General features: G+C 63.4%; 11 protein-coding genes and 1 pseudogene. All 12 read left to right on the top strand.

Annotated features, from left to right (window positions below; all coding sequences use genetic code 11):
• Positions 1-228: pseudogene (gene sdhB / locus ACTJK6_RS00005) on the top strand (succinate dehydrogenase iron-sulfur subunit); the annotation flags it as partial.
• A 71-nt stretch (positions 229-299) separates the two neighbouring features.
• On the top strand, positions 300-587 hold the full coding sequence (locus ACTJK6_RS00010) for an FAD assembly factor SdhE (RefSeq protein ID WP_232040410.1): 288 nt from the start codon (positions 300-302) through the stop codon (positions 585-587).
• A 122-nt stretch (positions 588-709) separates the two neighbouring features.
• Complete coding sequence (gltA, locus tag ACTJK6_RS00015) at positions 710-2,011, top strand: citrate synthase (RefSeq protein WP_232040409.1); 1,302 nt, start codon at positions 710-712, stop codon at positions 2,009-2,011.
• Between the two features lie 217 nt (positions 2,012-2,228).
• Complete coding sequence (gene leuC, locus ACTJK6_RS00020; RefSeq protein WP_260802258.1) at positions 2,229-3,638, top strand: 3-isopropylmalate dehydratase large subunit; 1,410 nt, start codon at positions 2,229-2,231, stop codon at positions 3,636-3,638.
• Positions 3,639-3,661: 23 nt separating this feature from the next.
• Entirely contained in the window at positions 3,662-4,312 is a 651-nt protein-coding gene (gene leuD, locus ACTJK6_RS00025) for a 3-isopropylmalate dehydratase small subunit (RefSeq protein WP_260802259.1), read from the top strand.
• 29 nt (positions 4,313-4,341) lie between these two features.
• A complete protein-coding gene (leuB, locus tag ACTJK6_RS00030; RefSeq protein ID WP_440838081.1) occupies positions 4,342-5,412 on the top strand; it encodes a 3-isopropylmalate dehydrogenase in 1,071 nt (356 codons plus the stop codon).
• A gap of 81 nt (positions 5,413-5,493) precedes the next feature.
• Positions 5,494-5,670, top strand: a complete 177-nt coding sequence (locus tag ACTJK6_RS00035; protein WP_232040405.1) for a hypothetical protein — start codon at positions 5,494-5,496, stop codon at positions 5,668-5,670.
• Positions 5,671-5,752: 82 nt separating this feature from the next.
• A complete protein-coding gene (gene asd / locus ACTJK6_RS00040; protein ID WP_004634424.1) occupies positions 5,753-6,856 on the top strand; it encodes an aspartate-semialdehyde dehydrogenase in 1,104 nt (367 codons plus the stop codon).
• Positions 6,857-7,244: 388 nt separating this feature from the next.
• Positions 7,245-10,160, top strand: coding sequence for a FimV/HubP family polar landmark-like protein TapV (gene tapV / locus ACTJK6_RS00045; protein ID WP_440838082.1), 2,916 nt, complete (start codon positions 7,245-7,247; stop codon positions 10,158-10,160).
• 83 nt (positions 10,161-10,243) lie between these two features.
• Positions 10,244-11,068 carry a tRNA pseudouridine(38-40) synthase TruA gene (truA, locus tag ACTJK6_RS00050; protein ID WP_440838083.1) on the top strand — a complete coding sequence of 275 codons (825 nt, stop codon included), beginning with the start codon at positions 10,244-10,246 and terminating at the stop codon, positions 11,066-11,068.
• Positions 11,065-11,784 (top strand): phosphoribosylanthranilate isomerase, encoded by a 720-nt coding sequence (locus ACTJK6_RS00055; protein ID WP_440838084.1) that lies wholly within the window; start codon positions 11,065-11,067, stop codon positions 11,782-11,784. Before truA ends, ACTJK6_RS00055 begins: the two co-directional genes overlap by 4 nt.
• 95 nt (positions 11,785-11,879) lie before the next feature.
• Positions 11,880-13,073 carry a tryptophan synthase subunit beta gene (gene trpB / locus ACTJK6_RS00060; protein WP_440838085.1) on the top strand — a complete coding sequence of 398 codons (1,194 nt, stop codon included), beginning with the start codon at positions 11,880-11,882 and terminating at the stop codon, positions 13,071-13,073.
• The last annotated feature ends 4 nt before the right edge of the window (positions 13,074-13,077 follow it).

Genomic DNA, 13,077 nt, shown 5'->3' on the forward strand with positions numbered 1-13,077 from the left:
TGGAACCCGGACAAGTTCGTTGGCCCCGCCGGTCTGCTGCAGGCGTATCGTTTCATCGCCGACAGCCGCGATCAGGCTACCAGCGAGCGTCTGGACAACCTGGAAGATCCGTACCGCCTGTTCCGCTGCCACACCATCATGAACTGCGTCGATGTGTGCCCGAAGGGTCTGAACCCGACCAAGGCCATCGGCAAGATCAAGGAATTGATGGTGCGCCGCGCGGTGTAAGGCGCGAGTCAGGGCACTTTGGCATTGTGTGTCGCCGGAGCGGTTTCTCCGGCGACGCATTTTTAGGAAGTATGGTTGCTGTGAACACTCCGACGTTCTCCCATCAGTCCGATCCGCACAAGCGTGCCCGTTTACGCTGGCGTGCCCGACGCGGCCTGCTTGAGAACGACATCATCGTCGAGCGCTTCTTCAACCGCTACGAGACGGAGCTGTCAGATGACGACGTTGCCGCACTCTCGCAGTTGTTCGAGTTACCCGACAACGACCTGATGGATCTCCTGCTTGCACGCAAGGAACCGGAGGGTGACCTCGACGTGCCTCACATCCAGCACGTCCTGACCTTGCTGCGCTCGGTCTAAACCGGCGCGCGAGAGGTTGCCGCAAGACGAATCAGCCCAGCCGCCCCCGGCCGGCGCCCCTTGATCCGTCTGGCGGGAGTCTCCCGACTTTATTTTTATAAACAGCAGAGAAGGAAACCGACATGACGCCGTCCGAAGTGAAAGCCACCCTATCGTTTTCCGATGGCTCGCCCAGCGTCGAGCTGCCGATCTACAAGGGCACGGTTGGCCCGGACGTGATCGACATTCGCAAGCTGTACGGTCAGACGGGCAAGTTCACGTACGACCCCGGCTTCATGTCGACCGCGTCGTGCAATTCCAAGATCACCTACATTGATGGTGACAAAGGTGAGCTGCTGTACCGCGGCTACGCCATCGACGATCTGGCCAGCAAGTGCGATTTCATGGAAATCTGCTATCTCCTGCTGAAGGGTGAGCTGCCCAATGCCAAGCAGAAGGAAGAGTTCAACCATGTGGTGACAAATCACACCATGGTGCACGAGCAGATGCAGTTCTTCCTGCGCGGGTTCCGTCGTGACGCCCATCCGATGGCCGTGCTGACTGGCCTGGTTGGTGCCATGAGCGCGTTCTATCCGGACGCTGCCAACATCAACGACCCGCGCGAGCGCGAAATCTCGCAGATCCGCCTGATCGCCAAGCTGCCGACGCTGGTGGCCATGGCGTACAAGTACAACATCGGCCAGCCGAACATCTATCCGCAGAACAACCTGTCGTACACGGGTAACTTCATGCGCATGATGTTCGCCACGCCGTGCGAAGACTACAAGGTGAACCCGGTGCTGGAGAAGGCACTGGACCGCATCTTCATCCTGCACGCAGACCACGAGCAGAACGCCTCGACTTCGACGGTGCGTCTGGCCGGTTCATCGGGCACCAACCCGATCGCTGCCATTGCGGCCGGTATCGCTTGCCTGTGGGGCCCGGCGCACGGCGGCGCGAACGAAGCTGCGCTGAACATGCTGGAAGAAATCGGAACCGTCGACAAGGTGCCCGAGTTCATCAAGCAGGTGAAGGACAAGAACAGCGGCGTGCGCCTGATGGGCTTTGGCCACCGCGTGTACAAGAACTACGATCCGCGCGCCAAGCTGATGCGCGAAACCTGCCATGAAGTGCTGAACGAACTGGGCCTGCACAACGACCCGCTGTTCAAGCTGGCCATGGAGCTGGAAAAGATCGCGCTGGAAGACGAGTACTTCGTCAGCCGCAAGCTGTACCCGAACGTCGACTTCTATTCGGGCATCGTTCAGCGCGCGCTGGGCATCCCGACTTCGATGTTCACCTGCATCTTCGCGCTGGCCCGCTCGGTGGGCTGGATTGCACAGTGGGAAGAGATGATCACGGATCCGGAATACAAGATCGGCCGTCCGCGCCAGTTGTTCAACGGTGCTGCAACCCGCGAAGTGCCGTCGATCGACAAGCGCTAAGCCTGGCTGTTTGCTTTACAGAAGCCCCGCTCGGGAAACCAGCGGGGCTTTTTGTTGCCCGCAGCTGTCAGAAGGGCTTTCGCATAATGGCGAAACCCCCTTTCGTCAGTCACGTCCGGTGCCCAATGCACCGGGTGGCATAATCGATCACTCCCCACGAAACTGCTCGCGCGGCGGCCCTGAAATAAGAAAGGGCGCGTTGTGCACGGATCGCATCATGGCCAAGACGCTCTACGACAAACTCTGGGACGACCACGTCGTTCATACCGAAGAAGACGGCACGACCGTCCTCTACATCGACCGCCAACTGCTGCACGAAGTCACGAGCCCGCAGGCCTTCGAAGGCCTGAAGATGGCCGAGCGTCCGGTGTGGCGCATCAGCGCCAACCTGGCTGTGTCGGATCACAACGTGCCCACCACCGATCGTTCGCACGGCATTGCCGATCCGGTTTCGAAGCTGCAAGTCGATACGCTCGATGCCAACTGCGACAGCTACGGCATCACGCAATTCAAGATGAATGACAAGCGTCAGGGCATCGTGCACGTGATCGGGCCGGAGCAGGGCGCGACGCTGCCTGGCATGACGGTCGTGTGCGGCGATTCGCATACCAGCACGCACGGTGCGTTTGGCGCGCTTGCGCATGGCATCGGCACGTCGGAAGTCGAGCACGTGTTGGCTACGCAAACGCTGCTCGCCAAGAAGAGCAAGAACATGCTCGTGAAGGTGGAAGGGACGCTGCCGCGTGGCTGCACGGCCAAGGACATCGTGCTCGCCATCATTGGCAAGATCGGTACGGCCGGCGGCACGGGCTACGCCATGGAATTCGGTGGCTCGGCCATCCGCGCGCTGTCGATGGAAGGCCGCATGACGGTGTGCAACATGGCCATCGAAGGCGGCGCACGCGCCGGCATGGTCGCCGTGGATGATGTCACGCTCGAATACATCAAGGGTCGTCCGTTCGCGCCTCAGGGCGTGGAGTGGGAACAGGCCGTCGCCTATTGGCGCACGCTGCATTCCGACGAAGGTGCGCACTTCGATCAGGTGGTCGAGCTGCGTGCTGAAGAGATTCGCCCGCAGGTGAGCTGGGGCACGTCGCCGGAAATGGTGGTCAGCATTGAAGACCGCGTGCCAGATCCTGAAAAGGAAAAAGACCCGAACAAGCGCAACGCCATGGAGCGCGCGCTCGAATACATGGGCCTGCAGCCGAACGTCGCCATCAGCGACATCAACATCGACAAGGTGTTCATCGGCTCGTGCACCAACAGCCGCATCGAAGACATGCGCGCTGCCGCGTGGGTCGTGCAGAAGCTGGGCAAGCGCATTGCCTCGAACGTGAAGCTGGCGATGGTCGTGCCGGGCTCGGGTCTCGTGAAGGAGCAGGCCGAGCGCGAAGGGCTCGACAAGATCTTCAAGGCGGCGGGTTTTGAATGGCGCGAGCCGGGTTGCTCGATGTGTCTGGCAATGAATGCCGACCGCCTCGACCCGGGCGAGCGCTGCGCATCCACGTCCAACCGCAACTTCGAAGGCCGTCAGGGCGCGGGCGGCCGCACCCATCTGGTCAGCCCGGCGATGGCGGCTGCGGCTGCGCTGGAAGGCCACTTCGTTGACGTGCGCAAGCTCGCTTGAGCGGCAGGATAGAGAGAGCAATCATGGAACAATTCACCATCCACACCGGCCTCGTGGCGCCGCTCGACCGCGAAAACGTCGACACCGACGCCATCATCCCGAAGCAATTCCTCAAATCGATCAAGCGCACGGGCTTCGGCCCGAACCTGTTCGACGAGTGGCGCTACAAGGACGTCGGCGAGCCTGGGCAGGACAACAGCAAGCGTCCGCTGAACCCGGATTTCGTACTGAACCAGCCGCGTTACAAGGGCGCCTCGGTGTTGCTGGCGCGCAAGAATTTCGGCTGCGGCAGCTCGCGTGAGCACGCGCCGTGGGCGCTGCAGCAGTACGGCTTCCGCGCCATCATCGCGCCGAGCTTTGCCGACATCTTCTTCAACAATTGCTTCAAGAACGGCCTGCTGCCGATCGTGCTGACAGAGTCGCAAGTCGACCATCTGTTCAACGAGACGCAAGCCTTTACCGGCTACCAGCTGACTGTCGATCTGGACAAGCAGATCGTCGTCACGCCGGGCGGTACGGCGTACCCATTCGACATCACGGCGTTCCGCAAATACTGCCTGCTCAACGGCTTCGACGACATCGGTCTGACCCTGCGCTACGCCGACCAGATCAAGGCTTACGAAGCGCAGCGCTTGGCCAGGATGCCGTGGCTCGCGCACAAGCTCGTCGGCTGAGCGGATACCAGAACAACAAGGACAACTACATGACCAAGATTGCAGTGTTGCCGGGTGACGGCATTGGCAAGGAAATCGTCGCCGAGGCCGTGAAGGTGCTCAAGGTATTGGGCGAGCCCTTCGAGATGGAATTCGCCCCGGTGGGCGGCGCCGGTTACGAGGCCAAGGGCCATCCGCTGCCGGAAGACACGCTCAAGCTCGCCAAGGAGGCTGACGCCATCCTGTTCGGCGCCGTGGGCGATTGGAAGTACGACACGCTGGCGCGCGAGCTGCGCCCGGAGCAGGCCATCCTCGGCTTGCGCAAGCACCTGCAGCTGTTCGCCAATTTCCGTCCGGCGATCTGCTATCCGGAACTGGCCGGCGCGTCGAGCCTGAAGCCTGAGATCGTCTCCGGCCTCGACATCCTGATCGTGCGCGAATTGACTGGCGATATCTACTTCGGCCAGCCGCGCGGCGTGCGAGCAGCACCTGACGGTGTGTTCGCCGGCGCGCGCGAAGGCTTCGACACCATGCGCTACAGCGAGCCGGAAATCCGCCGTATCGCGCACGTCGCCTTCCAGGCTGCCGCCAAGCGCGGCAAGAAGCTGTGCAGCGTCGACAAGGCCAACGTGCTCGAGACGTTCCAGTTCTGGAAGGACATCGTCACCGATGTGCACCAGGAATATCCGGAAGTCGAGCTGTCGCACATGTACGTCGACAACGCGGCCATGCAACTCGTGAAGGCCCCGAAGAACTTCGACGTGATCGTTACCGGCAACATGTTCGGCGACATCCTTTCGGACGAGGCTGCCATGCTGACGGGCTCGATCGGCATGCTGCCGTCGGCGTCGCTCGATGCGAACAACAAAGGCTTGTATGAGCCGTCGCACGGTTCCGCGCCGGACATCGCTGGCAAGGGTGTTGCCAACCCGCTGGCGACGATCCTGTCGGCGGCGATGATGCTGCGCTATTCGCTGAACAAGGCCGAGCAGGCTGATCGCATTGAAACTGCCGTCAAGAAGGTGCTGGCGCAGGGCTACCGGACCGGCGACATCCTGACGCCGGGCTGCAAGCAGGTCGGCACTGTGGAGATGGGCGACGCGGTGGTCGCTGCCCTGTAAATCAAAGCGTGCGTTGCGGTGCCGTCACACGCGGCACCGCAATCGTCGTTTTTTGGGCGGACACATGTTGCAGTGCATTGTGTGGCCGCCAAATCGTGTATATTTTTGCAGATGATCTCGATCGCGCTCCCCGTCCTCGTACTGGGCATTCTGGGCACCCTGGCTATCGCCGCCAAGGGCACCGCCGCGCGCACTCGCATGACGCCTGTCGAGATTCGCACGACCACGAAAATCATTACCAAAAAAACGATCTCGTAGATCGTCCGTCGTGCCCGTTCGCCTTCCCCGCGCGGTCACGCCGGGCGACCGAGGCGGGGAAAATCACTAGAGGTTCACAATCATGAAGGTAGGTCTCGTCGGTTGGCGCGGCATGGTCGGTAGCGTGCTGATGCAGCGCATGCAGGAAGAAAAGGATTTCGACCTGATCGACACCGTGTTTTTCAGCACCAGCAACGCTGGCGGCAAGGCACCCGCATTCGCCAAGACGGATGCGCCCCTGGCTGACGCCAACGACATCGAAGCGCTGAAGGCATGCGACACGATCATCACGTGCCAGGGCGGCGACTACACGACCGAAGTCTTCCCGAAGCTGCGCGCTGCCGGCTGGAATGGCTACTGGATCGACGCCGCCTCGACGCTGCGCATGGAAGACGATGCCGTGATCGTGCTGGACCCGGTCAACCTGTCGCTCATCAAGAATGCGGTGGCGGCCGGCACCAAGAATTTCATCGGTGGCAATTGCACCAACTCCATCCTGCTGATGGGCGTGGGCGGTCTGTTCCGCGAAGGCTTGGTCGAATGGGTCAGCTCGATGACCTACCAGGCAGCCTCGGGCGGTGGTGCAAACCACATGCGCGAACTGCTCAAGGGCATGGGCGTGATCCACGGTGCTGTGGCCGATGAGCTGGCCAACCCGGCGTCTGCCATCCTGGACATCGACCGCAAGGTTGCCAAGACCATCCGCGAAGACGTGCCGACCGAATTCTTCCCGGCGCCGCTGGCTGGTGGGTTGATCCCGTGGATCGACAAGCAGCTCGACAACGGTCAGTCCAAGGAAGAGTGGAAGGGTCAGGCCGAGGTCAACAAGATCCTGGGCACGGCGCAGACGATTCCGGTTGATGGCCTGTGCGTGCGGATCGGCGCGATGCGCTGCCACAGCCTGGGCCTGACGCTCAAGCTCAAGCGCGACCTGCCGCTCGACGAAATCGAGCAGATCATCCGCTCGGGCAACCCCTGGGTGAAGTGGGTGCCGAACGACCGCAGCATCACCGAGAAGGAACTGACGCCGGCTTCCATCACGGGTGGCCTGGAAATCGGCGTGGGCCGTGTGCGCAAGCTGAACATGGGGCCCGAGTATGTGAGCGCCTTCGTGATCGGCGATCAGCTTCTGTGGGGCGCCGCCGAGCCGCTGCGCCGTACGTTGCGTATCCTGCTGGGCAAGTGATTCGGCCTTTGCTTTCCTTGTCAGGCCGGGCATCGACGGCTGTCGTTGCGGCCTGACAACAGAAAGTGCGCTTTTTCTACCAACGCCGCGCGGCCTGCGCGGCGTTGTGCCATCTGGACGCCCACGGTCTGTAACGTTGGTACACAATAGCGGCCGGAACGCTGTCCGCCCATTCGTGGGGTGGACGGGGCACGGGGAAGGGTTAGCGCCACATGAAGCACACGCATTCCGGGGGGGTACGTCGGGTGCTTCAGAATCTCGCCAATTGTGTCGTTTTCATAAAGATTGACGGCGGTTCTTATCCAGCATTTCACTTTTTGGGTGAACTTGCTGCGCTAACTCGTTGATGTTAAGTTCGTTTGCACATTAAAAGATAACGGAGTCGAAGGTGAGGGTGAGCCAATACCGCCGGAGAGAATCGTCCCATCGCAGTCCTCGCTGGTCGGCCGTCGCGTTTGCTGCGGCGAGCCTGCTGCTGATTCAGCCCGCTGCGCAAGCGGCCGGTTTCGGCGCGCTGCACGTGCGTTCCAGCCTCGGCCAGCCGCTGCAGGCCGAAATCGATCTGACCGGCGTGACGCCCGAAGAGGCGCAAAACCTGGTCGCCAAACTGGCCGCGCCGGATGCCTATTCGCGTGCCGGCCTGACCTACAACCCGATCGTCTCCTCGCTGCGTGCCTCGCTGGAGCGCCAGTCGAATGGTAACTACGTGGTGCGTCTGCGCTCGACGCAGCCCGTCGCCGAGCCGTTCGTTGATGTTCTGGTCGACTTGAACTGGGCGAGCGGCCACGTTTCGCGCGCCTATACGTTCTTGCTGGACCCGGTGGGCTCCAGCAATACTGCACAGAATTTCGCGCCGACGCCGGTGGTGCAGGCCACCACGCCGGGCGCCGCTGAATCGACGTCGGCTGCCTCGGCAGCTCAACCGCAAGCTGCAGCCCCGACTGCGGCTGCGCCGGCACCGGCACGCCAGCCCCGTGCTGCTCGCCAAGCCGCGCGTGCCCAGCAAGCTGCTCCTGCTGCTGCCGCGCCGGACGCTACGCCTGGTGGCTCGTACACCGTGCAGCGCGGCGATAGCCTGTATGACGTGGCATCGACGGCCGCTCAGGGTCAGGATGCCGTGTCGCTCGACCAGATGCTGCTGGCGCTGTACCGTAACAACCCCAACGCTTTCATTGGCGGCAACATCAACCGGCTGCGTACCGGTTCGGTGCTGAAAGTGCCGTCGCAGGCCGAAGCGCAGAAAACGCCTGCGCGTGAAGCACGCCGCGAGGTCATTGCGCAAACGTCCGGCTTCGCCGGCTACCGCAATCGCCTCGCAACGGCAGCGGAAGCCAACGCGGCCACGGATACCGATTCCGCCCGCCAGCAAAGCGGCAGCGTGTCGGCCCGTGTGCAGGATCAAGCTACGCCCGCTGCCAGCGGCCGTGACGAATTGCGTCTGTCCAAGGCTGACCGTGCCGGCAAGGCTGGCGCGGCAGCCGCCCGCGACGAGGAACTCGTCGCCAAGGAGCGCGCGCTCAAGGAGATGGAGTCACGCGTTGCACAGTTGGAGAAGAATCTCTCTGACATGCAACGCCTGGTTGAATTGAAGAACGCTGAACTGGCCAAGGCCGCCAGCGCTGCCAAGCCGGCCGCTGGTGCTGCACCGTCGACGGCGGCTCCGGCAGTGGCGGCGGCCAATGCGCCCGCTCCCGCACCGGCAGCAGCGTCCACGTCTGCCCCGGCCCCTGTTGCCGCTGCGCCGGCGGAAACGGCCGCCGCCCCGGCTTCGTCGGCGACGGCTGCAGCGTCGGCTTCCGCACCGGAGGCCGCATCGGCGCCGTTGGCGGCAGCCTCTGCACCGCAAGCAACTGCCAGCGCACCGGTTGCTGCTGCGTCGGCTCCCGCTGCCGCGCCGAAGAAGGCGCCCGTAGTTGTGGCCCCGCCGCCGCCGATCCAGGAAGAATCGTTCCTCTCGTCGCTGCTGGGCAACCCGATGGCTCTGGGCCTGGGTGGCTTGGTGGTCGCCCTGCTGGGTGGTCTGGTGGTGTATCGCCGTCGCCAGCAGAAGCCTGAGCAGGCGCATGGCTTCCAGGACAGCCTGCTGTCGCAGGAAAGCACTGTGATGGCGGGTGCCAACTCGCTGTTTGGCGCGGCCGGTGGTCAAAGCGTCGACACTTCGCAGCACAGCGTGTTCGGTGCGGATTTCCGCATTGGTGGCGGCAACGAGAGCAATGAAGTCGACCCGATTGCCGAGGCCGATGTCTACATCGCCTACGGCCGCGACGTACAAGCCGAAGAAATCCTGCGCGAGGCTCTGGAGCAGCATCCGGAGCGCCAAGCCATTCGTCTGAAGTTGATGGAAATTTACGCCAATCGTCAGGACGCCCATGGCTTCCAGACCATTGCTGAAGAGATGCTGGCGCAAGTCGGCGCGGCCTCGTCGGAATGGGCAGAGGCGGCTGCGATGGGCCGCAAGTTTGATCCCGCCAACCCGCTGTACCTGACGGTGCAGGGTGATGGGAGCCATGTTGGTGCCGAAGCCCATGCGGAACCGAGCCACGCTGGCGCCGCAGTGGCAGGTGCCGCTGCCCTGGCCGGTGTGGGCGCCGCAGTGGCTGCCGAGGCCTTCAGCCCGACGGTGACCGGTCAAACCACCCGTCGCGGGGACGACTGGACCACGCTGTCTCCGGATCTGGACCCGTCCGCACCGTCGACCAAAGCGCCGCAACTGGCCGATTTCGATCTGCCGCTGGAGTCGTTCCCGGCGCCGGCAGCAGGCGAGCCGATCACCGCGCCGGAAGAAGCATCGGACATCTTCAAGGTGCATGCAGAACCTGAAGCGGATCTCCCCCAGTTCAACGCGCACGCTGGCGAGGCTTATCAGCCCGTCGCCGCGCCCCCGCTGCACATGGACTTGTCGGACTTGTCGCTGGATCTGAACCCGACGCCGCCTGCCGCAGAAACGGCTGCTCCGGCAGCCTCGGTTGCCGGGGAGGAAAGCCTGCCGAGCTGGGCTCAGCCGACCGACCTGTCGCAGGCTCCGATGCATTTCGAATCCGAGCCGCACCACGCGGAGCACGCTGAAGTCGCGAACGACGAACCGCAATCGGCTATCCGCCTAGACACCAACCTGCCGCACACGCTGTCCGGTGAGCACGGTGCCGACGGTGTGCGCGATCTGCAGATCAAGTTCGATCTGGCCAAGGCCTACATCGAGATTGGCGACAAGGAAGGCGCACGCGAACTGCTGCAGGAAGTGCTGGATTTGGGCGATCCGTCGTTCCACGCCGAGGCGCAAGCCTTGATGCGCCAGATCGGCTGACGCAACGCGTTTTACGCCATCGACAGCGCCGGCAGGGTGGTATCCTGCCGGCGTTTTTCTTTCCGCATGAGGATTCACACGGCATGACGCGCATCGCGCTTGGCATTCAGTACGACGGTGCCGCGTTTTCGGGATGGCAATCGCAGCCGCACGGCAACACCGTGCAGGACGCACTGGAGGCGGCCCTGCGACAGTTTGCCGGCGTGGCGCTCCCGACCACGGTGGCCGGCCGCACCGATGCGGGTGTGCATGCGCTGGGCCAGGTCGTCCACCTGGATACCGACCTCGTGCGCGAGCCGTTTTCGTGGGTGCGCGGCACCAACGCGTTTCTGCCCCCCACGGTGGCCGTGAGATGGGCGCAGGAAATGCCGGAGGACTTCCACGCGCGCTTCTCCGCGCATCGCCGCACGTATTACTACGCGCTGACCTTCGGCCCGACGCGCGCACCGTTGCTCGAAGATAAGGCGGGCTACGTGATGCTGCCGCCTGGCCAAGCGCTTGACGTGGCAGCCATGAACGAGGCTGCGCAGGTCTTGGTCGGTGAGCACGATTTCTCGTCGTTCCGCGCGGCCGAATGCCAAGCCAAGTCGCCCGTCAAAACGATGTACTCGATCGAGGTGCGAGGCGAGGGCGAGTGGGTATTCGTCCGTATTCGTGGCAGTGCATTCCTGCACCACATGGTGCGCAACATCATGGGCTGCCTGGTGGCGATCGGGCGGGGCCGGCAGCCATCTTCCTGGATGCGCGATGTGCTGGCAGCACGCAGCCGCGTCGCCGCCGCCCCGACCTTCATGCCCGACGGGTTGTATCTGGCCGAGGTCGGCTATCCTGATGTCTTCTCGTTGCCGGCATCTCCGGCATCGTCCAGCCTGTTTCGTGGCGTGTTCGACGAATACGTCGGCCCGTGAACTCCGCTTCCACCATGCCGTTGCACCGTACCCGTATCAAGCTGTGTGGCCTGACCCAGCCGGCCGACGTCGACCACGCCGTCGAACTCGGCGCCGATGCGATCGGGCTCGTCTTCTATCCGCCCAGCCCGCGTTACGTCGCCACCGAACGCGCTGCCGAGCTGGCTCGCCGCGCCGGTCCGTTCGTCACCGTGACGGGCCTGTTCGTCAACGCCAGCGCGGACGACGTGGCGCGCGTGCTGGACAAAGTGCCGCTTACGCTGCTTCAGTTCCACGGTGACGAGCCGGCAGAGCTGTGCGCCGAGATTGCAGCGAAGGTGCGGCTGCCGTGGCTGCGTGCCCTGCGTGTTCAGCCCGGGGCCGATTTGGTAGAATTCGGCAATCGGTTTGCCGCTGCTCAAGGCCTGCTGCTCGACGCATTTGTTGAGGGGTATGGCGGCGGCGGCCACGTCTTCGACTGGACTCTCATTCCTTCGCAATGGCTCCCGCAATCGCCATCCTTGCCAACCACAAGCGCCGCTCCTCGGCTCGTTTTGAGTGGTGGGTTGAGCGCGCAAAACGTCGCTGGCGCGATTGAACGCGTGCGGCCATACGCTGTTGACGTCAGCAGCGGGATCGAGGCCGCACGGGGCGTGAAAGACCACGCCCGGATGACCGCATTTGTGCGTGCGGTCCGCGAGGCCGATGCAGCCCTGGGCGCATCGGTTCAGGCCTGAGCCGATCCGGCAGGTCTTTCGCGACGCACGCCTTCCTGAATATTTCCGCCGACAGGGCTTCACCCTGACCTCGGCGGACGCCTCGAGAGATTGCCATGTACAACCTGCCCGACGCCCACGGCCATTTCGGCCCCTACGGCGGCACCTTCGTTGCCGAAACGCTGTCCCACGCGCTGGATGAGCTGCGCGACGCCTATGCGCGCTATCAGCACGATCCCGAGTTCATCAAGGAATACGAATACGAGCTGAAGCATTTCGTCGGTCGGCCGTCGCCCATCTATCACGCACGCCGCCTGACCGAACACTGCGGTGGCGCGCAGATCTACCTCAAGCGTGAGGACCTGAACCACACCGGCGCGCACAAGGTGAACAACGTGATCGGCCAGGCGCTGCTCGCGCGCCGCATGGGCAAGCCACGCGTGATTGCCGAAACGGGCGCCGGCCAGCACGGTGTTGCCACCGCCACGATTGCCGCGCGCTACGGCATGGAGTGCGTCGTCTACATGGGCAGCGAAGACGTGCGCCGCCAGGCCGCCAACGTCTACCGCATGAAGCTGCTAGGCGCGACCGTGGTGCCGGTGGAGTCGGGCTCGCGCACGCTCAAGGACGCGCTGAACGAAGCGATGCGCGACTGGGTGACCAACGTGGCCGACACCTTCTACATCATCGGCACGGTGGCAGGCCCGCACCCGTATCCGATGATGGTGCGCGACTTCCAGGCCGTGATCGGCGAGGAATGCAAAGTGCAGATGCCGGAGATGACCGGCCGCCAGCCGGACGCGGTGATCGCCTGTGTGGGCGGCGGCTCCAACGCCATGGGCATCTTCTATCCGTACATTGACCACACCGACGTGAAGCTGATCGGCGTGGAAGCAGCGGGCGAGGGCATCGAGACCGGTCGCCACGCCGCGTCGCTTACGGGCGGCTCACCGGGCGTACTGCACGGTAACCGCACCTATCTGCTGCAGAATGAAGACGGCCAGATCATCGAGACGCATTCGATCTCGGCCGGGCTCGATTATCCGGGCGTCGGTCCGGAGCACGCCTGGTTGAAGGATGTGCGGCGCGCGGAATACGTCGGCATTACCGACAAGGAGGCGCTGCAGTCATTCCACGACCTGTGCCGCATGGAGGGCATCATCCCGGCGCTGGAATCGAGCCACGCGCTGGCGTATGCGTGCAAGCTGGCGCCGACACTGCCTAAGGACAAGATCCTGCTGGTGAACCTGTCCGGCCGTGGCGACAAGGATATGCATACCGTCGCCGAATTCTCCGGTATCAAACTCTAACGGC

The organism is Ralstonia sp. 22086 (genome assembly GCF_052045975.1).
Lineage (GTDB): Bacteria > Pseudomonadota > Gammaproteobacteria > Burkholderiales > Burkholderiaceae > Ralstonia > Ralstonia wenshanensis.

Excerpts from the sequence above, each read along its gene's own strand:
- trpB (WP_440838085.1), top strand. The coding sequence starts at position 11,880 with ATGTACAACCTGCCCGACGCCCACGGCCATTTCGGCCCCTACGGCGGC.
- leuB (WP_440838081.1), top strand. The coding sequence starts at position 4,342 with ATGACCAAGATTGCAGTGTTGCCGGGTGACGGCATTGGCAAGGAAATC.
- asd (WP_004634424.1), top strand. The coding sequence starts at position 5,753 with ATGAAGGTAGGTCTCGTCGGTTGGCGCGGCATGGTCGGTAGCGTGCTG.
- truA (WP_440838083.1), top strand. The coding sequence starts at position 10,244 with ATGACGCGCATCGCGCTTGGCATTCAGTACGACGGTGCCGCGTTTTCG.
- gltA (WP_232040409.1), top strand. The coding sequence starts at position 710 with ATGACGCCGTCCGAAGTGAAAGCCACCCTATCGTTTTCCGATGGCTCG.
- ACTJK6_RS00010 (WP_232040410.1), top strand. The coding sequence starts at position 300 with ATGGTTGCTGTGAACACTCCGACGTTCTCCCATCAGTCCGATCCGCAC.
- leuD (WP_260802259.1), top strand. The coding sequence starts at position 3,662 with ATGGAACAATTCACCATCCACACCGGCCTCGTGGCGCCGCTCGACCGC.
- leuC (WP_260802258.1), top strand. The coding sequence starts at position 2,229 with ATGGCCAAGACGCTCTACGACAAACTCTGGGACGACCACGTCGTTCAT.